Below are 21,773 nucleotides of genomic sequence, written 5' to 3'. Positions count from 1 at the left end.
CGTCCGGGACCCCGGCGCGCGGTGTGCCGGGAGGGCCGTTGGCCGCCCGGCGCATCGGGACGGCCCAAGGGCCCGGGGGCGCGAGTTCTCCGGGCCGGAGGGTGTCCGGGCATGACCGCGCGGCGGTCATGTACTAGAGTTATCTCGACATCGAGATATCTGCCGAAGGCGTACCGCAAGCCGCCACTTGGTAAGGGTCACCTAACTAAGCCTTACCTTAGCGGATCGGTGAGGTTCCGTGGCGGCAGCATGGACGTAGTACGCGCACATTGATGAAGGAGACTGTCGTGTCGGCGAACAGCTTCGACGCCCGCAGCACGCTGCGCGTGGGCGACGAGTCGTACGAGATCTTCAGGCTGGACAAGGTCGAGGGCTCCGCGCGCCTCCCCTACAGCCTCAAGGTCCTCCTGGAGAACCTGCTCCGCACCGAGGACGGCGCGAACATCACCGCCGACCACATCCGTGCGCTCGGCAGCTGGGACTCGCAGGCCCAGCCGAGCCAGGAGATCCAGTTCACGCCGGCCCGCGTGATCATGCAGGACTTCACCGGTGTCCCCTGCGTCGTCGACCTCGCCACCATGCGCGAGGCCGTCAAGGAGCTCGGCGGCGACCCGGCGAAGATCAACCCGCTCGCCCCGGCCGAGCTGGTCATCGACCACTCCGTCATCGCCGACAAGTTCGGCACCAAGGACGCCTTCGGCCAGAACGTCGAGCTGGAGTACGGCCGCAACAAGGAGCGCTACCAGTTCCTGCGCTGGGGCCAGACCGCCTTCGACGAGTTCAAGGTCGTCCCGCCCGGCACCGGCATCGTCCACCAGGTGAACATCGAGCACCTGGCGCGCACCGTCATGGTCCGCGGCGGCCAGGCCTACCCCGACACCCTCGTCGGCACCGACTCCCACACCACCATGGTCAACGGCCTCGGTGTGCTCGGCTGGGGCGTCGGCGGCATCGAGGCCGAGGCGGCCATGCTCGGCCAGCCCGTCTCCATGCTCATCCCGCGCGTCGTCGGCTTCAAGCTCACCGGTGAGCTGAAGCCCGGCACCACCGCCACCGACCTGGTGCTCACGATCACCGAGATGCTGCGCAAGCACGGTGTCGTCGGCAAGTTCGTCGAGTTCTACGGCGAGGGCGTGGCCGCCACCAGCCTCGCCAACCGCGCCACCATCGGCAACATGTCGCCCGAGTTCGGCTCCACCGCCGCGATCTTCCCGATCGACGGCGAGACGCTGAACTACCTCAAGCTGACCGGCCGCAGCGCGCAGCAGGTCGCGCTGGTCGAGGCGTACGCCAAGGAGCAGGGCCTCTGGCTCGACCCGGCCGCCGAGCCGGACTTCTCCGAGAAGCTGGAGCTGGACCTCTCCACGGTCGTCCCCTCCATCGCCGGCCCGAAGCGCCCGCAGGACCGCATCGTCCTGGCCAACGCCGCCGAGCAGTTCAAGAGCGACGTGCGCAACTACGTCGACTCCGTGGACGAGGCGGGCAAGGAGTCCTTCCCGGCCTCCGACGCCCCCGCGGTCACCGACGGCGTGCCCTCGAACCCGGTCACCGTCACCGCCCCCGACGGCTCGACCTACGAGCTGGACCACGGCGCCGTCACCGTCGCCGCGATCACCTCCTGCACCAACACCTCGAACCCGTACGTCATGGTCGCCGCCGCGCTGGTGGCCAAGAAGGCGGTCGAGAAGGGCCTGACCCGCAAGCCGTGGGTCAAGACCACCCTGGCGCCGGGCTCCAAGGTTGTCACCGACTACTTCGACAAGGCGGGCCTCACCCCGTACCTGGACAAGGTCGGCTTCAACCTCGTCGGCTACGGCTGCACCACCTGCATCGGCAACTCCGGCCCGCTGCCGGAGGAGGTCTCCAAGGCCGTCAACGACCACGACCTCGCGGTCACCTCGGTCCTCTCCGGCAACCGGAACTTCGAGGGCCGCATCAACCCCGACGTCAAGATGAACTACCTGGCCTCCCCGCCGCTGGTCGTCGCGTACGCCATCGCCGGCTCCATGAAGACGGACATCACCACCGAGGCGCTGGGACTCGACACCGAGGGCAAGCCGGTCTACCTGGCCGACATCTGGCCGACCGAGGCCGAGGTGAACGACGTCGTCGCCAACGCCATCGGCGAGGACATGTTCAACAAGTCCTACCAGGACGTCTTCGCGGGCGACGCCCAGTGGCAGGCCCTGTCGATCCCGACCGGCAACACCTTCGAGTGGGACGCCGAGTCCACCTACGTCCGCAAGCCCCCCTACTTCGAGGGCATGCAGATGGAGCCGGCCCCCGTCCAGGACATCGCCGGTGCGCGCGTCCTCGCCAAGCTGGGCGACTCGGTCACCACGGACCACATCTCCCCGGCCGGTGCCATCAAGGCCGACACCCCGGCGGGCCAGTACCTCACGGAGCACGGCGTCGAGCGCCGCGACTTCAACTCCTACGGCTCGCGCCGAGGCAACCACGAGGTCATGATCCGGGGCACCTTCGCCAACATCCGCCTGCGGAACCAGATCGCCCCGGGCACCGAGGGCGGCTACACCCGCGACTTCACCCAGGACGGCGGACCGGTCTCCTTCATCTACGACGCCTCGCAGAACTACCAGGCCGCCGGCACCCCGCTGGTCATCCTGGCGGGCAAGGAGTACGGCTCCGGCTCCTCCCGCGACTGGGCGGCCAAGGGCACCGCGCTCCTGGGCGTGAAGGCCGTCGTCGCCGAGTCCTACGAGCGCATCCACCGCTCGAACCTCATCGGCATGGGCGTGCTGCCGCTCCAGTTCCCGGAGGGCGCCTCGGCCGAGGCCCTGGGCCTCACCGGCGAGGAGACCTTCTCCATCGCGGGCGTGACCGAGCTCAACGAGGGCACCACCCCGCGCACGGTCAAGGTCTCGACCGACACCGGCGTGGAGTTCGACGCGGTCGTCCGCATCGACACCCCCGGTGAGGCGGACTACTACCGCAACGGCGGCATCATGCAGTACGTGCTTCGCCAGCTTGTCGGTTCCTGACCTGACGTGAACGAGCGCCCTGCCCCTGCGCGCGAGACGCAGGGGCAGGGCGCTCGCGCGCGACGGGGCGGAAGACGTGCCTGCGAGCGTGATCGCACGTGATCTGTTCCCGGAGCGGAGCTGTGCATTCTACGAAGACGAAGAACCCCGTACCTGGTACCGGGCGCGAGGTCCTTCCGTCGTTGCGAGCAAGTAGATGTAACCCCCGCAGGCCGCCTGGACTCTGCTACCTCCGCTCAGGTCACCTCCCTCCGTACGGCCACGGTCTGCTCATCACGCTCCGCGATTCTGAGTGCGGGGACCTGCGGGCTGAAACCGAGCCGGTGTTCCAACAGGGTGGCCCCAGAGACGCTGCAGGAGACGTGGAACTTCCGGCCGATCAGCGTGGCCACCCTCGATGCGATCCACGGCAGGCCCCTCCTCGAGATGCCCGGCCAGCTTCTCCAGACGGCGCGGTTACAGACGGCAACGCGACCCAGGCCCACGGGAGGCCGGAGCCCGCACGTCGCCCTCCCGCCACAGCTGATGCCACTGGTGAATCGACTTCGGGCTCACCCGCAGACGCCGGGCCACCGCCAACGACTTGATCTCCTACTCGAACAACAACTCGGCGGCCTGCCTCCGTACCGACTCCCGGCGCCGACGCCACAGTGGTCAACCCACCGCCATTGCTGTATCTCACACACCACGGGATACAGCCACCACTCCGAGCTGATCAGGAACTTCACCATGATTCGCCCTGACGAGTCGATGTCAGAAGTTGACGTGCCCAGTCCTGTTGGCAGTGCGTTGGGTGAGTGAGATTGCCACGCGGTGGTCGTTTGAGTCCGCTGATGTCTCGTGGTCGGCGCCCTGGTAGGGGCGGTCGGCAAGAACTGGGATGCCCTGGCGCTCGCAGGTCCGGATGATGCGGTGGGTGCGGGTGGTGGTCAGGTCGTGGGGGCGGCCGGGCAGCGCGGGCGAGATCCACAGGATCTCGTCGGCTGGGTCGGTGACGACTTGGACGTTCACGCCGTGCCGGCGGTGCTTGGCCGAGTGGTCGGCCCGGCTGTCGCCGACGCGGTCGCACTTGGCGAGGGTGCCGTCCGGAGGTCGAACTCCTGATCGTGCTCGCGCAGCATCTTGAGTAGGCCCGGTGGCCGATTGGCGATCAGGCCGGTGACGGCCGGTAACGGGTGCGTGGGCGGTGCCGACGGACATGCCGAAGCCGGTCGCGATTCGGGGGAGTGTGTGGTGGCGGCGTACGTGCGCCAGCGCGACGAACTCACGCTGGTGGCGGGGGGAGGAACGGCACGAGGAAGCCGAGCCACAGGCTTCACCGCCTGTGGCGGTGAAGCCGCAGGTTCCGACGTTCGCTCTGACTCGCTGCGCGTCGGCCGTCGCCAGTTGGCTCCGCATCGCGCGTCGAGTCCTCCCCGCCCCGGCCGCGCAGCCAGCCCGGTGCCAGCGGCAGTGATTGGCCGGGCCCAGTCCGCGTCCGTCATACCCGAGGGGTACAGCTGCGGCAACAGGGTCTCCTGGCTCTCGGTTGGCTCTGTAACCCCGAGTTGCCAAGAGGCCCTGTTCGCATGCTCGCAGCCAGCCGCGATCACCCGCTGGAGTCCCGTTCGGCGCTCTCCTCGTTGGGATCGTAGCGACGACCGCTGCTCACATGGCTCGCATGTAGGTGTCTAGATCCTCCAGTAGACCGTCCTCGTCCTCGGGAGTCCGAGTGATCGAGCCGCCGCCCTTCTCAAGCATCACGATCGAGGTCAGCAAGAGCCCACGCAGGAGGCCGTGCAGGACGAAGTTGTTGGTGGAGCAGTATCTGTCGTAGAGGCCCTGGGTAAAGTGCTCGAACACGGTCAGATCTACATCGCTCCCGCCGAGTCGCTCGTTCTCGGTCAAACCAGTTGACATGCCGATCAGTGCACCGGCTTCCTGGGCAAGAGCCACATAGGCCTGCCCCACCCTGAGCGCTGGATCCCAGAGAGTTCTTGACCTGTCGGCAGTTTGGAACGGGTAACCCATCAGAACCACTTCGTCATGATGTGCACATCCGGATAGTTCTCCCTCAACTTCTGGAACCGGGCCTCGACCGCTTCAACGAACCGCTGGTCCTGGTTCGGGCGTGTGAACCGGAAGCCGATCGGGGCGTCCTTGTAGTGCTCGGGAAGTTGCTTGCGGGCCCTCAGGTACCGCTCGAACTTCTCATCAATATGCTCGTTGAGCCAGTCTTCATCGGCCCAGTAGCCGAGAACGCTCTTGTCCTCCCACAGGATATCGTCTTCGAAGAGGTCGATGTCGGTGATCTTGTTCCCCGTAATAGGGTCGAAGACATCGTAGTCCTTCTTGCCCTCGAGGCACCCCTTGCCGACTGCCGCCGCTCGCGTGACCATCATGGTCGTCATGCCGGAGATGATCTTGCAGCCCCGCTTGACCCACGTCAGGCTCTCGTAAGCTCTGTTCAGCGCTTTGAGCTTGGCACCGATGAGGACATCTGCCGCAAGGCTTCCGCAGTTCTCGAAGTCCTTGTTGTCGAGACAGGCTTCGAGTTCTGAGAGGCCGGTGAGTTCTGCGGTGACGCCCCACAGTGTTTCCATAGCGTCGTTAAACTCATCACCGTAGGAGATGATGTCACAGTAGACCTCATTGTGCTGGCACCAGCGGGCGAAGCCCTGAGGATCGCAGGGAACGATCGCCTGTCCGCAGCGGTAGATCTCGCGGGCGCGGACGCCAGGGTCGTTCATCGCCGCCTGCTTGGCGGCGATGGCGGCCTTGCGCCGGGCTTCTTCCTCTTCCCGGTACTTCTTCACCGCGATCTTAAAGGTATCGCTGGCGGCTTCGAGCGCGGTGGCGGCGTCCTCACCAGCGGCAGTCGCCGACGCACGCGCCTGGTCAGCGGCGACCCAGGCGCGGGACGCCGACGTCTGAGCCAACTCGGAAGAGAGGGTGGCGTCCGAGGCGGACAGTGCAGCGTCCTTGGCTGCAAGATTGGCCTTGGTGGCTGCGGAACGCGCGGTTGCCGCGGACTGGCTGGCGCTGGCAGCCGAGGCTTCGGCGTCCTTGGCGTGCTGGGCGGCCTTGTCGGCGAATCCCTGGGCCACCTTGGCGGACTTGTCTGCTTTCATCGCCCAGTCGTTGGCCTCGCCAGCGGCCTTGCGGGCCTGGGCTGCCACCTTCTGCGCAAGCGCGGCATCCCTCTGGGCGGTCGCCGCGACCTTCGACGCGTCCGCGATCAGCTTCTGGACCTGCGCCACGTGAGTGGCCGTGAGATGGTCCCTCCGCGCCGCATTGTACTGACCGGAGGTGATGAAGACGTTCAGTGTCGAAGGCGAGCCCTCCAACGCGACTCGAGCCGCGGACCTGACCTCGGGGCCACCGATGGAAACCAGTTGGGCGGCTCTGACGCGGTTGTCCTGGTGCCGCGCAGTGAACTGAGTCTCACCCAAGAACTCGCTGTACTTCCTGGGGTCTCCGCTGTTGAGCGCCGCCCTACCTACGTCGTTGACGACTGGGCCTGACTCGGAGACAGTTTGTGCGATGGCGACCCGCATGTTCTGGGAGGCAGCCTGGTACTGGCCGTCGTTGATGAAGGCGGTGATGGCCTCGGCGTCGCCGTCCAGCGCGGTTTCGGCCGCAGCTCGGATCTCCGGGGCCGCGCTCTCCTCGGCGAGGCGCGCGACGTAGGAGCGCTCATCCTGTTCCCTGGCTGTCTGCCAGCCGTTCTTCAGATAGTCGAGGACGACGTCGTCGGGGCCGGACAGTGCTGCTTCGGCCGCGGCTCTTCCCCATGCCGTTCCATGCTTCATTGCCTGCACGGCCAGTTTCCGGCCCTCGGAGGCAATGGCGGCCTGGTCGGCTCCCGGCCCGGCGGCCTGGGCCACCAGCCGGTCACGTTCGGTATCCCGATCTTGTACCGCCTTCTCCAGCGCCGCCCAGTCTGCGGTGCGGACGGCGTCCGCCGTCTTCTGGTCCCTGGCACGTTCGATTCCGGCGTTGGTGCGGCCCAGCAGTTCCTCGGCCTCCACCTCGCGGGCGAGTGCGTAGATCTCCTGGGCCTTGGCTACGGTGACCGAAGCCGTGTTCGCCGCCGCGGTGGCGGCATTTGCGTGTGCCGTGGAGCTGGTGGCCGCCGTGGTGGCGTCGCCCGCGTGCTCGGCGGCATCGTCCGCAGCAGTTGCGGCGTTCCTCGCGTGAGTCGCTGCCGATCGAGCGGCGTCGCGGGCCTCCGCTGCGGCCGTGGCGGCCTTGCGGGCCAGTCTCTCGGCTTCGGCTGCGGCGCGGTTTGCTTCCTGCGCGTGGCGCCGGGTGGCTGTCGCGGCTTCACGCGCCCGGGCGGCGGCGGCACTGGAGTTCCCCGCGTAGTTGCTCGCTTCCATCGCAGCGCTTGCTGCGAGATCGGCGTTGTTGCCCGCGCTCGCGGCGGAGGCTGCGGCGTCACCCGCCGCGGTAGCGGCCTTGGCCGCCTGGTCGGCGGCGTCAGCGGCCACGTCGGCGCCGTCTGCGATGTCGCGCGCGTTCTCCGCTGCAGTACGCGCGGCGGCCGCGTTGTCCGCGTCCACAGCGGCGGCTGCTGCCGCCGCCTGAGCGCGGGCTGCGGCCTGGGATGCGGCGGCTGCGGCGGCGGCCGCTTGAGAGGCGGCGTTGGCTGCAATACGTGCCGAGTTGTTCGCGGCGCGAGCTGCGTCGATCGCCTTCTGGGCCGAGGCTGCGGCTTGGGAGGCAGCAGTGGCGGCACGGCTCGCTGCCCGGGCGGCTCTGTCGGTGTCGCCCTTGGCGGCCTCGGCCTCGGCTGCGGCCTTCAAGGCCGCCTCCTTGGCCAGCTTGGACGCCTCGATCGCATCCGCCGATGCCACCTTGGCCGCCTCGGTCTCCTTGGCAGCTTGCCGACCTGCCTCCTTCGTCTGCTCGGCAAGCTGGGCAACCGTGGCGTGCTCCGCGTCCTTGTTGCGCGCGACGAACTGGCCGACTTCCAGAAACTCCCGGCGGTCCTCCGGGTTGCCGTACAAGGCCAGACGCCCTGCGGCCCGCACGTTCCCGCCACCCACGCTGATGATCTGGGCGATCTGCACACGATCGTCCTGCTCGCGCGCGGTGTACTGGCCTTGGCGGAGAAACGCCCTGACGTCATCCGACGTACCGTTCAGCGCTGCACGGCCGGCGTCCTGCACGTTCGGCCCGGCGGTGCTGATGACCCGCGCGGCCTGAACCCGCTGGTCCTGCTGGAACGGGAGCTGCCATCCGTCCTCCAGGAAGTCGGCCAGCCCGGCGGGGGAGTCGGCCAACGCTGCCCGGGCGGCGGTCAGGAGCTCCGTGCCGCCGACACTGGCCAGCTGGGCGGCTGCCACGCGGTTGTCCTGGTGCGTAATGCCGTCCACAGCCGCGAGGAATGCCTGCAGGTCCGCATCGGTCCCGGTCAGCGCAGCCTCGGCGGCGGCTTTGACCCCGGGTCCGCCCTCCTTCCAGTAGTCGACGACCCGACCGCGGTCGGTGGGGGGCGTCTCCGCCAGCGTGGCGAGCCCCACTGCCGACACGGGTGCAGCCTGGGCCACTGCGGGGGCGGATCCCAGCAGGCCCGCGGCCAGCGCCAAGGGCAGTAGGGCGAGCGCTGACGCACGTATCGCGCGCAGGGCTCTGCGTGGGCCGCTCGGCCCTCGGGTTCTTCGATTCACTCGTCACTCATCTCGGTCAAGGCAACTCTCACCGGTCGCCAATCATCTGCGCTGTGAGATCCTAGACAGAAGCATGACGCTCCGTTAGAGACGGTCTGCCAAAGCCCCACTGGGGCACCGTGATATCTTTGATGTTCTTTTGTGGCCACCAACGGAGCCGATGGTTGGCGCCGCAGCGGCAGCTCACTTGTGTGACGGAGCGCACCATCCGGGTTGTCTGATGATGAGTTAGCCTCATCCGACACTCTGTTCGTCAGCCAGAACAGCGTGACGGGGGCAAGAGCCGGGGGTCACTGATTCGTACTGGGCGTCACCTCACGCTGCCAGAAAGGACCTCTGATGACATCACGCATGGGTAGACGCATGCTGACCGCAGTCGCAACGTTGGCCGCGTCCGTGGTCGGGGTGACCACGATCGCCTTCGCTGCCGCTCCGTCCGTGACTTCCGCGGACGCCGCAGCCGAGGGCTTGCCACCGTCGGCGGTCGAGGAATTCACCTACCCGAACGCAGCGCGGGTCCTTGCGGAGGAAGGGATTCTCCTCAAGAGTGGTGACGGCCACATTCTGCTGGCCCAGTGTAATTTCACGGGCAATCAGATTCGGGTGCAGACCGTCGCTGACGCCGCGGTGGGTCGGAAAGAGCTGTACTGCTTCGAGGCCACCAGCCCGACCGGTTACGTTGCACTGGAGCTTCCCCGCGTCTTCGCCTTGGAGGCTGCGGACCAGCCCATCAGCGCTGATCTGACCGCCGAAGGTGAGACCACCACCTGGAACCTCGCAAAGGGCCAGTTTGTTTCCGTCGGGGAGGGGGATCGCCCTTCCGGCGGCAAGCGATCCGTTTTGGTGGAAATCCGCGTCACGGGCTGACGGTTTCCCTGCGCGGCGAGTAGGCCCACTATGGGGAGAGAAGGCTGTCGGCGCCGGGTGCTCGGGATATCGTTCCGGGACATCGGCGGGATCGCGGCCCCCGTTCGCTCTCTCCGCTGTGTGGGACATGCGATGCTCAGCGTTCGCGCGCGCAGGGGACCAGTATTCAGACCGATGATGCGCCGCTTCGATGCCGGTCGGGGTGTCGCCAAGCATCAGCAGTATGTCCTTCAGGTCAGTGAACCAGATGGATCTACGCCCCAGGCATGCCGTGGCGAGTGGGATTCAGGGCTGGGGATGGACTTCCTCCACGTGCAGGGTTCCGTATCCCACCCAGCCGCCTACTGCCACAGTAACCATCCCGATAAGCGGATCAGTAGAGGGTAGTCCGGCTCCAGCAGCCAGCCTGAACCCTCGTCAGGGGAGGGCGACGACGGCCCGCGCTCCTCTGCGGTTGACATCCGAGTCGAGGGACAACGGAACCTGCAGCAAGCCCTGGCACCTACACGTCGAGTCCTACTGATCGCGTGGCGGTCTCCCCGGCGTTCGCGCCCGACCAGCGGAATCGGCGTCTTACTTACCACTCGAAGGAATCCCTCCATGACCACTCATCGTCCGCGTCCGATTCTGGTCTCTGGCGCGCTTGCTTTGCTCGTCGCCTTGGCGGCGGCGCCGCATGCCGGTGCCCTGACAGGCACCGCTGCCGCGGAGCCGACGTTCCTGGCCAAGATCAATATTGGGGAGAAGGCTGCGTGCACAGGCTCCCTGGTCGCCCCTGAGTGGGTGTTGACCGCTGCCACCTGCTTCTCCGCTGATGGCAAGCCCTCTGTCGGCAAGCCGGAGACGGCCACCACGGTCACCGTCGGTCGGACCGATCTGACGCAGAGCGGTGGACGTGTCCGGGAGGCCGTCGGCCTCGTCCCTCATCCTGACCGCGACCTTGTCCTGGTCCGTCTCGCTGCTGCCGTCACCGATTCGGGCATCAGGCCCGTCAAGCTCGCCACCACGCCCGCGGCCAAGGGCGAGAGGCTGACGAAGGCCGGCTTTGGGCGTACCAAGACGGAATGGGTGCCGAGCAAGCTCCACACCGGCACGTTCACCGTCACCTCCACCACCTCTACCGATGTGAGCCTCGACGGCTCCGACAGTGCGACCGTGTGCCAGGGCGATGCCGGCGGGCCGGCGTTGCGCACCGTCGACGGCCTTCCCGAACTCGTCGCGGTCAACGCACGTTCCTGGCAGGGTGGCTGCCTGGGAACCGATCCCGGTGAGACCCGTACGGGTGCGATCGACACCCGCGTCGACGACCTCGGTCCGTGGGTTGCGATGGCGACCGGGGCTCGCTGGGGTCAGGCGGGCGAGAGTGCTGCGGCCTCGCTGGAGCTGTCGGGCGACTTCGACGGGGACGGCAAGACCGACACGGCAGTGCTGCACAAGTACGCGCCGACTTCGAGTGGGGCCAACCACACCGCGCTGTGGAAGTTCACCAGCACCGATACCGGTTCCTACAACCCGGTGCGCGGGTGGGACAACGTGGCTGCGGGTTCGGGGTCATGGGACGGGGAGCGGTCCAAGGCTGTCGCGGGTGACTGGAACGGCGACGGCAAGGACGACGTCGCGGTCCTGTACAAGCTGGCTCCTGCGGCCGACGGCCGGAAGCAGGCCGCGCTGTGGACCTTCCTCAGCAACGGCACCGGGTTCGACAAGCCGGTCGTCGCATGGAACTCCACCTTCTCCTGGGACTGGGACCGTTCCGAGCCGTTCGCGGGCGACTTCAACGGCGACGGCAAGACGGATGTCGGCGTCTTCTACAACAACGGCCAGGGCGCCGACGGCCGCAACAAGACGACGCTGTGGACGTTCACCAGCGACGGCACGGAGTTCGGGGCGCCTGCCGCGACGTGGACGTCCGACTCCTCGTGGGACTGGAACCGGTCCCTGCCCGTGTCCGGCGACTACAACGGTGACGGCAGGACGGACGTCGCGGTCCTGTACAACTACGGCCAGAACGCCGAAGGCATCAACCAGGTCCGGCTGTGGACTCTCAGCAGCAACGGTGCCGGGTTCGACGCACCGGTCGTGCAGTGGTACTCCGGCGCGACGTCCTGGAACTGGAGCCGCTCCAAGCCGTTCGCAGGCGACTACAACGGCGACGGCAAGGACGACATCGGCATTCTCTACAACAACGGCCAGGCCGCCGACGGACGCAACCAGACGAGGCTGTGGACCAGCAACGGTGACGGCTTCGACGCTCCCGTCACCAAGTGGGAGTCCGGCAACGGCTCCTGGGACTGGAACCGTTCCAAGCCCGTCACCGGCGATTTCAACGGTGACGGCAGGGACGACATCCACGTGCTGTACGACTACGGGCAGCAGGCCGACAACTCCTACCGCGCCGCCTGGTGGCGGTTCACGAGCACCGGCCCCGGCTTCAACAACCCCTACCGCGTCTGGGACAGCACTGACATCACCAGCTGACGTACACCCGTCAACGGCAACCTCCGCCAGGGCGTGACCACGTACCGGAGCTTCCAGGCAGCAGTACTGCCTGGAAGCTCCCCCGTAGTTCGAGGCACCCGCAGAACGTACCCGTCAGGGTGGCCCAAGGGACCGCAAATCGTTCGGTGTGACTCCCGATCACGAAGGAGGCGCCGATGACCAGTGGGAACGTGGCGGAGGCTGAGACAGCCGAGCTGTTGGAGGCACAGCTAGCGAAGGCGGTGGACTAGTGTCCCGAGTCGGTAGTTCGTGTGCAGTATGCGGCGAGGGTTTCGAGGATCTCGTCTGCGGTCTTGGTCCACACGAACGGCTTGGGGTTCTTGTTCCACTCGTTGATCCAGCGGCGGATGTCCCGCTCCAGCTCGACGACGCTGCGGTGGGCCGAGCGGCGGAGTTTGCGGCAGGTCAGCTCGGCGAACCAGCGCTCGACGAGGTTGAGCCAGGAGGCGGAGGTGGGGGTGAAGTGCAGGTGGAAGCGAGGGTGTCGGAGCAGCTCATTCTTGACCGCTTCGGTCTTGTGGGTGGCGTAGTTGTCCAAGACCAGGTGCAGGTCCAGGTCTTTGGGTACGGCGTCGTCGATGGTCTTCAGGAAGCGGAGGAACTCCTGGTGGCGATGGCGTCGGTAGTGCTGGGCTATGACCGAGCCGGAGGCGATGTCCAGGGCGGCGAACAGGCTTGTGGTGCCGTGCCGGACGTAGTCGTGCGTCATCCGCGCCGGCGTCGTCGGTGCCAGCGGCAGCACCGGCTGGGTGCGATCCAGAGCCTGGATCTGCGACTTCTCGTCCACTGCCAGGACCAGGGCGTTCTCCGGCGGGGACAGGTAGTTGCCGACCACGTCACGGACCTTGGTCACGAACTGCGGGTCGGTGGACAGCTTCCATGTCTGCACGATGTGCGGCTTGAGGCCGAACGCCCGCCAGATCCGGGAGACCGTCGACTGCGACATGCCCGCGGCCTGGGCCATCGACCGCGTCGACCAGTGCGAATCCCCCGATGGAGGCGCCTGGTAGAGGGTGCCGGCGAACAGGGATTCGACCTGCTCGTCGGTGATCCTGCGCGGGGCTCCGGAACGCGGAGCGTCGACCAGCCCCTCAAGACGGTCGGCGGCGAACCGGGACCGCCACTTGCGCACTGTCTCCCGCGAGATGCCGAGCTCCTGCGCGACCTGCGAGTTCGGGCGCCCCTCGGCGCACGCCAGCACGATCCTCGCCCGCAGCACCAGGGCCTGCCCCGCGGTCCGCTTGCGCAACCAGCCTCGCAGCACCCCGCGTTCGCGGTCGGACAACTCCAACGGCAACGGCTTCGGACCCGGCATCCCTCAACCCTACAGCCACAAACGAACTACTGATTTAGGACACTAGCAGCTGACCGGCGAGGGCGGTCTGCTCCAGCAACTCAACTGCCGCAGCGACTAATGGAGTTTGCTCTGGAGTGAGATCGCCGACCACCTCGACTATTTCGAACGCGACCCTGTTGGAAGAACGGCGGCAACTCCCCAACGGCACCCGAGATAGGGCTGCGCTGACCGATGTCGGGCTGGTAGGGATATCCGTGCCCGCGACCGCGACGGATCGTTGGAGCCGAGGTGGTCAAGAAGCGACAGAGCCGCCTGACGGGGGGCGACGAGATGGTTATCTCGCTGTCCGCGAAAGCCAGATTGCCTACGGCCTGGTTGTGACCTGTCATGACGTGGTTGGGAACTGTGCGCATTTGCGGCTACCGCAGCAGCATCGAGAAGTGTTCCAAGCTGCATGGAGTCAATTCAGACTGGCGAACCAGGAGTCTGCTTGCTGTCGGCCGGTGCGAGGGCGTCGCCCTGCCGTTCTCGCTCACGCCCTCATGATGCGGCAGTCATGCCAAAGGGGCAGCAGAAGCAGTTCTGCCCGTAGTGGCGAAAACGCACTGAATTCTGGCAGGTAACGGTAAATCGTCTCTCCGCCGTTGGTCGTAAGTGCACCATGAATCGGATAAAGTGGCATATAGTTGCCGGGCCCTCGGTTGCAGCCATCAGCTGCCTGTTCAGGCGATTGAGGGCGCTCCCCAGCCATGCCCGCGTCGCAGCGCGTCTCGGATTCCTCGCGGTTGCGCCTGGCCACTGAAACTGTCAGCATGCTTACCGGGCTGCCAGGCATCGTCTCGTGAGCGCTCAGGCACCGGCTGAGGCTCTGCTGCGCCCGGGGTGCTCGGTGTCACTTGCTGAAGAGTGCGTACACTGCAAGTGAACTCACACAGCGCCAACGGCCCCTTACTTCTAGACGGCCATCAGACGGCGGCTTCGTATACTGAGTCGATGTCCCCCGCCCCAACAGTCGGCCAGAGAGTCTTCACGTCCTGATGACCAATGTACTTCCTCCCCTGTCGCCCAATTACGTGACGGAAAGATCTCGTGTCGCCAAGGAGTGTGTGGAGGTGTACGGGAAATGGCCTGTACAATTCCAGTTCCGCCCTGCTCACGGTGACCATCGGCACCTGCTCGTAGTGTTCTCTTCCGTGGATAGCAAGTACGGGTTCGGCGCTGCGCTCGACGGCGTTCTATGTAATGTCCTGCGAATTCGGGACCACTTCGATGGCGGAGCCTCATACTATGTGGCTCGCGACATGGACTTCAGTGTCTCCGAGTCTATCCAGGAGCTCATAGAAGATCATATACGACGCCTGGGGTTGACAAAGGACGAGGTGACCCTCCTGGGAACTTCCAAGGGTGGCGCCGCCGCGCTCTACTACGGCCTGAAGTACGAATACAAGAACATCGTCTCCTCAACACCGCAGTACTTCCTGGGGAGCTATTCCAAGGGGCATGGCCAGCTCGGCGATGCCGTCCTCGGCGAGGGGCAGTCAGACGAGAGTGTCGCCATCATGGACTCCGTGATGAAGGACCTCCTCGACAAGGAGGTGGACTTCAAGCGGAACATCTACCTCATCTCGTCTCCCAACGACTACCAGTACGACCAGGAAGTGAAGCACTACCTGCCCGGGCTCCGGGCATACGAGAATTTCAACTTCCTGTTCCTGGACTCGCCCACAGTCCAGGAGCACTACCAAGTCACGCGGCAGGCACTGCCGTCGGTCTGGAGCATCGTCCACGCTCTGTCGGAAGGGTTCACGCCCCGCATCGGAGAAGTCCGGATCGGCGCTGGTTCGCAGGACCCGGACAAGGCCACCGAGTACCTCGCCGAGCTTCGTCGTCGTGACACTGTCGCAGCCGCCCTCACCGGTGCCGTGCGCCTCGATGGCAAGCTGCACCTGAAGGGCCACGCCTTCCTGCCGGGAGTATCGCCTGCAGGGCCGACCGCGGAGACCAAGTGTCTCGTCCTGCAGGGGAAGGAGAGGGAGTGGGTCTACGCTCTGGACACGAGGCCGGGCAAGAAGCTCTACCGGGAGTATTTCGACGAGTACTTCTGTGAGTACGCAGAAGGCGAGTTCGCGACGGAGGGTGGCCTCGATTTCACCTCCCTGCCCCGAGGCACCTTCGACGTGTCGGTCTGCGTGGCCAGCGAGGCCGAGGGTATAGAGCGCAGGACCCGTCTGACCTCGGCCAAAGTGATCGACCGGCGCCTGCCGTTCGGTGACTCGGAGGTCATCTTTCGCGGCGGCAGGGCCGGTCTGAAAGTGGTCAAGAGGAACATCGTCGGAGCTGACTCGGCGAACACGGTCTTCTCGCTGGTGAAGGCAGAGCAGCAGGACCGGAAGATCCATGCGGAAGGCGTCTTCTTCCTGCCGGGACGCAACGCCGAGAGCGAAATGCACGCCGCCTACTACCTCGTTCTTCAAGGAAGGTCCACGACCCACTCGTTCCTACTGGCGGCCAAGAAGAACGCCACACGGGTGAGGCGTCTCGTGCCGCAGGGCGATTTCGGTAACTACGATGCTGGATACTTCACCACCGCAGGCGATGGTGTCGACGTATCAGATCTTCCCGCCGGACGGTACAACCTCTTCGTCTCCATGAGTGTGGGAGGCACCCTGCTGACCAAGAAGGCCGACAGGGTCACCCTGAAGAAGATCCATTAGCCTCAAGGTTTCGTGACGGTCCGCCGACGGAGTCGGTGGACCGTTCGGCTTTCAGTGGCTGATGGCGGGCAGGCGGCGGCCCGAGTGTCACCTCGGGCTGACGCTGGATTCCACTCCTCCGGGCGTTGAGGTGCTGTCGAAGGGACAAGGGATCCCCTGGTCAGCCAGGGTCGGGTAGTTGGGTGAGCTGGTCGGGGGCTGAGGTGGTTTGCTGCGGAACCTGATCCGTGGCTGACGCACCGCCACGAGGTGAGGGGCCGCATCCCGGCGCTACGGGATGCGGCCCCATCCGCGTCCATGGCGGTGCTCCCGGTGCACCGCCGGATCAGAGGACCCCGGCCCGCAGGGCGTCCACGAAGACCGTCCAGCTCGCGGCCGGGAACACCAGCACCGCTCCCTCGGGCACCTTGCTGTCGCGCACGGGCAGCACACCGGGCAGCCCGTGCGCGACCTGGACGCAACTTCCGCCCGAGCCGTCGCTGTACGAGGAGGCGCGCCACGGGAGGCGACTCAGGTCGAGGGTGGTGGACATGGCGTGGCGAAGTCCTTCGCTAGCGAGCGCAGCATGGTCACGGACGCCGCGGGGGAGAGCGCAGCGGCCCTGACGAGATCGTAGGACCTCATATGGCGCTCGACCAGAGCAGGATCGTCGATCAGCCGGCCGCTGCCCCCGCCCTCCAGGTACACGACCGCGGGCTCCTCCTCGAACGACATCAGCGACAGCATCGTTTCGATGAAGGCCTCCGCCATCGATTCGTAGGTGAGGATCTGCACGACGACGTGTGTGCGCTCGGCCAGCTCCGCGATGTGCAGCAGTTGTTCGCTCATGGCCGCACGGCCGCCCAGCGGGGGCCGGAGCGCTGACTCGTGGATGATGGCCCACAGCAGAGGATGAGCGGGGCCCTCCAGAACGCCCTGGCGCTCCATCCTGCCCCGTACCAGGTCCTCCACCCGCTCCGGGGAGCTGAAGCGCATCGTGGTGCGCGTGATCGCCCGGGCGTAGTCCTCCGTCTGGAGCAGCCCCGGCACCAGCACGGGTGCGTACTCGCTGATCGTCCTTGCCCGGCGCTCCAGGTCGGCCGCGTCCGCGAAGTAGTCCGCGACCTTCGAGGTGCGGGCCAACCGGCAGAGCCGCTGGAGGTGTTCGCCGCTGTCGAACAGGTCGTCCAGTATCCGGGACAGGTCCTGCTGCGGGCGTCTGTCGGCCGACTCGAACATGCCGATGTACGTTCCCGAGCAGAACACCCGCTCCCCGAGCTGTTCCTGTGTCAGGCCCGCGTGTTCGCGCAGTCGGCGCAGCTCCGCGCCGTAGAACGCCCGGGCGTCGCTGTACGGGTCGAGATCCTTGGGCTGTGGCACGTCTGCCAGGGTAGGAGGCCGGTCGCGGTGCGGACCGGGGAACGGGCGGCTGTGACCCGTGTGGGGGACATGCGCGTGAGGAAGCCGCACCCCCCCGCTGGGGGTGCGGCTTCCGTGGCGGTGCTGTGCGTCCCGGCGTCCCGGCCCGGGTCGTGGACCGGGACCGGGCGCCGGGCGCCGTGGCGTTCCTGCTCAGCCCAGGAGCTCGACCTCCGCCAGCCTCCCGGGCCCGTCCGCGACCAGGCGGTAGTGCGCGTAGGGGCCGGGCCGGGCCACCGTGAACACCCGCGTCTGCCGGTCCCAGGAGAAGTGCTCCTTGGACCGCGCGTCGAGGCGGACCCAGCGCTCACCGTCGGCCGACCCCTCAAGGGTCCACCGGCTCGGTGCCTCGCCCCGTTCCGCCGAGGTCAGCGTGTACTGGACGGCGCGGGAGCCCTCCGCGACGTCCAGGTCGAGCGTGGTGAACTCCGCGCCGGTGGCGGAGGTGTCGTCGGTGAGCGGCCCCGTCCGCTCGGCCAGGTCGCGCCGGGGCTCGGGCACCCGGTCGTCCCGGGTGAGGGAGACGGGCGCCGCGTCCTCCCCCGTCCCCCACGCCGAGGGCCGCGGCCCCATGGCGAACTCGATCGTGCCGCCCCGGGCGATCGCGCGGTGCGGCAGCGCGGTGGAGGTCCAGGTCCGGCCGTTGAGCTTCACGCCCTGCACGTAGATGTTCTCCGCGCTGTTGTCCGGCGCCTTCACGACCAGTTTCCGGCCGTTGCCGAGTCTCACGGTCGCCTTGGTGAACAGCGGGGAGCCGATGGCGTACTCGCCGCTGCCCATCACCAGCGGGTAGAACCCGAGCGCCGAGAACAGGTACCAGGCCGACTGCTCGCCGTTGTCCTCGTCGCCGTGGTAGCCCTGCCCGATCTCGCTGCCGACGTAGAGGCGCGACAGCACCTCGCGCACCTTCTCCTGCGTCTTCCACGGCTGGGAGGCCGCGTTGTACATGTAGGCGGCGTGATGGGCCACCTGGTTGGAGTGCCCGTACATGCCCATCCGCACGTCGCGCGCCTCGGTCATCTCGTGGATCACCCCGCCGTAGGACCCGGCGAACTCGGGGGAGGCCGTCTCGGGGGTGGAGAAGTAGGTGTCGAGCTTCCCGCCGAGGGCCGCGCGGCCGCCGTAGAGGTTGGCCAGCCCCCGGCTGTCCTGCGGGGCGGTGAAGGCGTACCCCCAGCCGTTGGTCTCGGTGTAGTCGTAGCCCCAGACCCGGGGGTCGTACCGGTCCGAGGGCACCCTCCAGCCGCCCCCGGGGGTGCGGCCCTGGAAGAAGCCCGCGTCCCGGTCGAAGAGCAGCACGTAGGCGCGTGCGCGGTTGCGGAAGTACGCGGCCTCCTCGCGGTAGCGGTCCTCGCCCGTGCGCCGGTGCAGCGTCTCGGCCATCCGGGCCAGGCCGTAGTCGTTGAGGTAGCCCTCCAGCGACCAGGAGAGCCCCTCGTGCGTCGCGGTGGAGGCGTAGCCGGTGAACGGGGAGGTCTCCATGCCCTTGCGTCCCACGCCGGAGGACGGGGGGACGACCGTGGCGTTCTTCAGTGCGGCCTCGTAGGCGGCCTCGGCGTCGAAGCGGACTCCCTTGACGTAGGCGTCCGCGAAGGCGATGTCGGAGCTGGTGCCGGTCATCAGGTCCGCGTAGCCGGGGGAGGACCACCGGGAGATCCAGCCGCCGTCCTTGTACTGCTGCACGAAGCCGTCCACCAGCTCGCCCGCCGTGTCCGGGGTGAGGAGGGAGTAGGCGGGCCAGGTCGTCCGGTAGGTGTCCCAGAAGCCGTTGTTGACGTGGACCTTCCCGTCGACGATCTTCGCGCCGGTCCGGGTGGGCGTGTGGGGCCCGGCGGCGGGGGAGAAGGGGCTCGCGTACCGGTACACCGGGCGTGAGCGGGTGCCGGTGTTCTCGTGGCCCGCGTTCGGGTACAGGTAGAGGCGGTAGAGGCTGGAGTAGAGGGTCGTGAGCTGGTCGCGCGTGGCGCCCTCCACCTCGACCCGGCCGAGGATGCGGTCCCAGGCGGCGCGCGCCGCGTCCCGGACGCCCTCGAAGCGGCTGCCGGCCGGGATCTCCTGGGCCAGGTTCCTGCGTGCCTGGTCGACGCCGATCAGCGAGGTGGCGATCCGCAGGTGCACGGTGCGGTCGCGGCCCGCGTCGAGGCGCACCCTGCCGCGGACGCCGTCGGCCTCCGCCTCGGTCACCGGGGCGTCGAAGACCCCGTGGACGAACATCCGCGTCGCCCCGGCCGACAGACCGCTCCTGACGTCGGAGTAGCCGGAGAAGGAGCGGCCGTCCGGGTCGAGGGTCAGGCCGCCCTCCGGGGTGACGTTGTCGAAGACCACCGAGGCGTCGTCGCCCGGGTAGGTGAAGCGCATCATCGCCGCGTGGTCGGCCGGTGCGATCTCCGCGCGGAGCCCGTTCTCGAAGGTGACGCCGTAGTAGTGCGGGCGGGCGGTCTCGTTCTCGTGCCGGAAGGGCAGCGCCCGGGCGGTGCGCGAGGTGTCCGGGGTGCCGGCGGCCGCCGAGGGCATCACCTGGAAGGTCCCCCGGTCGCCCATCCACGGACTGGGCTGGTGGCTCGCGCTCAGGGCCTGGAGCGTCGGGAGGTTGTCCGCGTTGTTCCCGCGCGCGTACTCGTAGATCCAGCTCCTGGACGCCGCGTTGGTGACGGGGGTCCAGAAGGTGAAGCCGTGCGGGACGGCCGTGGCGGGGAAGGTGTTGCCGCGGGAGTAGGAGCCGCTGGAGTTCGTGCCGCGGGTCGTCGAGGCGTAGTCGGCCGGGTGCGACGGGGGCTCCGGCGGAGTCTCGGGCCGCAGCACGATGTCGTCGATCCAGCCCTGGAAGCGCGCGGGACCCGAGGGTGCGTCATAGGCGACGAGGATGCGGTCGACGGTCTTCCCGGCGGCCACGGTGCCGATGCCGGAGGCCACCGCGTTCCACTGGTCGGCGTACAGCCGCTTGGCGGCGCCCTGGCCCGCCGGGGTGAGGGCGCCCCCGTGGGAGTCGCGTGCGCCCAGGTCGCTCAGGTACGTGCCGTCCGTGAACGCGAGGTCGACGGCGACATGGGTGGCCGGGTACGACAGATCGGTCCCGGTCATGGCGGGGAAGACCTTGTACGACAGGCGGGTGGTGCGCTCCACCGCCACGTCGACGTCGAGGACCCGGTTGTAGGAGTACCCCCGTCCCCCGGCCGAGTGGCTGCCCGCGTAGCGCAGGGCGCGGGTGCCGGTGAAGCCCGCACCGGACTTGGCGGTCGGCGAGCCGCCGGGGCCCCGGGTCACGTGGGAGCGCATGTCCTCGGGGACGGGGGCCGAGGTGTCACCGTCGGAGAACTGGACGTCGGCCAGCTGGGTGGCGTCCCCGGCTCCGGCGTTCGCGGTGATCTCCAGCCGGTAGTGGGCGTAGGCGGTGACCTCGGCGGGATCGCCCACCGGGAAGGTCCGGGTGCTCAGGCGCTCGCCGAAGGCCTCGTCCGTGCGGGTGTCGAGGACGGTCCAGTCGGTTCCGTCCGCCGAGCCCTTGAGGGTCCAGTCGCGGGGGTCGCGAGGGGCGTGGTCGTTCGCCGAGGTCAGGGCGTAGGCGGCGAGCTTCACCGGGGTGTCGGTGTCGAACTCCAGCCAGGCCGTGCGCGCGAAGGTGAGCCACTTGCTGGAGGGCGTGAGGTCGACCAGGTTCTCCTTCGTCTCACCGGCGCCGGCGTTCTCGCCGCTGGCCCGCACCCCGGTCACCCGGTCGGTCACGTTCCCGGGGATTCCGGTGGCGAATCCGCCGTCGACACCCGAGGACCGCTTCTTTCCGTCGGCGCCGAGCTCGACGGAATGGCGCCAGTCCGGTGGTGTCTCGTCCGATTCGAAGGAGGTGGCGAATTCCCGTTCCGCCCCGCGCCGGTGGTCGGGGTGGTCGGGGGAGGCGGAAGCGGGGGAGTGGGCCGTCAGCACCAGAAGAGATCCGGCCACCGTCAGGGTGACCGCGCGGAGTTTTCGTCGCCGTGCTCGGGGTGTGGGTCGCATCCCGGGTCGTTCCTCCAGGTGAAGGTCTGTAGGACAACGTTGTCAACGAGAAAGTGCAGGCTCCAGTAGGGAGGCGGGCGGTGTGCGGTGTCAAGAGGGTCGGCGGCGGTAATTGGCTGGAATCCTTCGAACCGTCAGAAACGCGCGGGGCCCTAAAGGGTGTACGCGAGGGGGATGTGTCCGCGAGGTCTCAACTAGGGAAAGACTGCCGTGCAAAGCTGCATTCGATCTTGCTCCCCCGAAGGGAAGTGGACTATACCTGTCGGCGTCCGCAAAGCTGTTCCACAAGGTTGCGGGCAGGGGGCGGTGGTGCCCACGGTCAGGCGGACGGATGCCCGTGCCCGCCCGC

General features: G+C 67.5%; 11 protein-coding genes and 1 pseudogene. 4 read left to right on the top strand and 8 right to left on the bottom strand.

What is annotated here, in order from left to right; all coding sequences use genetic code 11:
• The first annotated feature begins 287 nt into the window (after positions 1-287).
• On the top strand, positions 288-3,002 hold the full coding sequence (gene acnA / locus ACGF15_RS04135) for an aconitate hydratase AcnA (protein ID WP_345609862.1): 2,715 nt from the start codon (positions 288-290) through the stop codon (positions 3,000-3,002).
• Between the two features lie 236 nt (positions 3,003-3,238).
• On the opposite strand, the gene ACGF15_RS04130 is transcribed toward acnA, so the two are convergent.
• From ACGF15_RS04130 to ACGF15_RS04115, 4 genes and pseudogenes are all read right to left on the bottom strand, one after another.
• Positions 3,239-3,394 (bottom strand): winged helix-turn-helix domain-containing protein, encoded by a 156-nt coding sequence (locus tag ACGF15_RS04130; protein ID WP_392796849.1) that lies wholly within the window; start codon positions 3,392-3,394, stop codon positions 3,239-3,241.
• A gap of 382 nt (positions 3,395-3,776) precedes the next feature.
• Positions 3,777-4,388, bottom strand: a pseudogene (locus tag ACGF15_RS04125) (transposase family protein); the annotation flags it as partial.
• Between the two features lie 261 nt (positions 4,389-4,649).
• The gene (locus ACGF15_RS04120; RefSeq protein WP_392796892.1) at positions 4,650-5,012 is read right to left on the bottom strand and encodes a DUF6086 family protein; all 363 of its coding nucleotides are present in this window, start codon (positions 5,010-5,012) and stop codon (positions 4,650-4,652) included.
• A complete protein-coding gene (locus ACGF15_RS04115; RefSeq protein WP_392796848.1) occupies positions 5,012-8,518 on the bottom strand; it encodes a chemotaxis protein in 3,507 nt (1,168 codons plus the stop codon). The genes ACGF15_RS04120 and ACGF15_RS04115 overlap by 1 nt, the downstream gene beginning before the upstream one ends.
• A 501-nt stretch (positions 8,519-9,019) precedes the next feature.
• On the opposite strand from ACGF15_RS04115, the gene ACGF15_RS04110 reads away from it, so the two are divergent.
• Both ACGF15_RS04110 and ACGF15_RS04105 read left to right on the top strand, forming a co-directional pair.
• Positions 9,020-9,523, top strand: a complete 504-nt coding sequence (locus tag ACGF15_RS04110) for a hypothetical protein (RefSeq protein WP_392796847.1) — start codon at positions 9,020-9,022, stop codon at positions 9,521-9,523.
• Positions 9,524-10,123: 600 nt separating this feature from the next.
• On the top strand, positions 10,124-12,001 hold the full coding sequence (locus tag ACGF15_RS04105; RefSeq protein WP_392796846.1) for an FG-GAP-like repeat-containing protein: 1,878 nt from the start codon (positions 10,124-10,126) through the stop codon (positions 11,999-12,001).
• Positions 12,002-12,248: 247 nt separating this feature from the next.
• On the opposite strand, the gene ACGF15_RS04100 is transcribed toward ACGF15_RS04105, so the two are convergent.
• Positions 12,249-13,337: an IS630 family transposase gene (locus ACGF15_RS04100; protein WP_392796845.1), complete on the bottom strand. Its 1,089-nt coding sequence runs from the start codon at positions 13,335-13,337 to the stop codon at positions 12,249-12,251.
• A gap of 1,175 nt (positions 13,338-14,512) precedes the next feature.
• Between ACGF15_RS04100 and ACGF15_RS04095 the strand changes: the two genes are divergently transcribed.
• The gene (locus ACGF15_RS04095) at positions 14,513-16,033 is read left to right on the top strand and encodes a hypothetical protein (protein ID WP_392796844.1); all 1,521 of its coding nucleotides are present in this window, start codon (positions 14,513-14,515) and stop codon (positions 16,031-16,033) included.
• A gap of 325 nt (positions 16,034-16,358) precedes the next feature.
• Here the strand turns inward: ACGF15_RS04095 and ACGF15_RS04090 are convergent, their stop codons facing one another.
• The 3 genes from ACGF15_RS04090 to ACGF15_RS04080 form a co-directional block, all read right to left on the bottom strand.
• The gene (locus tag ACGF15_RS04090; RefSeq protein WP_362610088.1) at positions 16,359-16,565 is read right to left on the bottom strand and encodes a DUF397 domain-containing protein; all 207 of its coding nucleotides are present in this window, start codon (positions 16,563-16,565) and stop codon (positions 16,359-16,361) included.
• A complete protein-coding gene (locus ACGF15_RS04085) occupies positions 16,544-17,392 on the bottom strand; it encodes a helix-turn-helix transcriptional regulator (RefSeq protein WP_362610090.1) in 849 nt (282 codons plus the stop codon). The genes ACGF15_RS04090 and ACGF15_RS04085 overlap by 22 nt, the downstream gene beginning before the upstream one ends.
• 192 nt (positions 17,393-17,584) lie before the next feature.
• A complete protein-coding gene (locus tag ACGF15_RS04080; RefSeq protein WP_392796843.1) occupies positions 17,585-21,424 on the bottom strand; it encodes a GH92 family glycosyl hydrolase in 3,840 nt (1,279 codons plus the stop codon).
• Between the last annotated feature and the right edge of the window lie 349 nt (positions 21,425-21,773).

The organism is Streptomyces sp. NPDC048001, from assembly GCF_043203115.1.
GTDB classification, from domain to species: domain Bacteria; phylum Actinomycetota; class Actinomycetes; order Streptomycetales; family Streptomycetaceae; genus Streptomyces; species Streptomyces sanyensis.
This window is presented reverse-complemented; position numbering and strand designations above follow the sequence as displayed.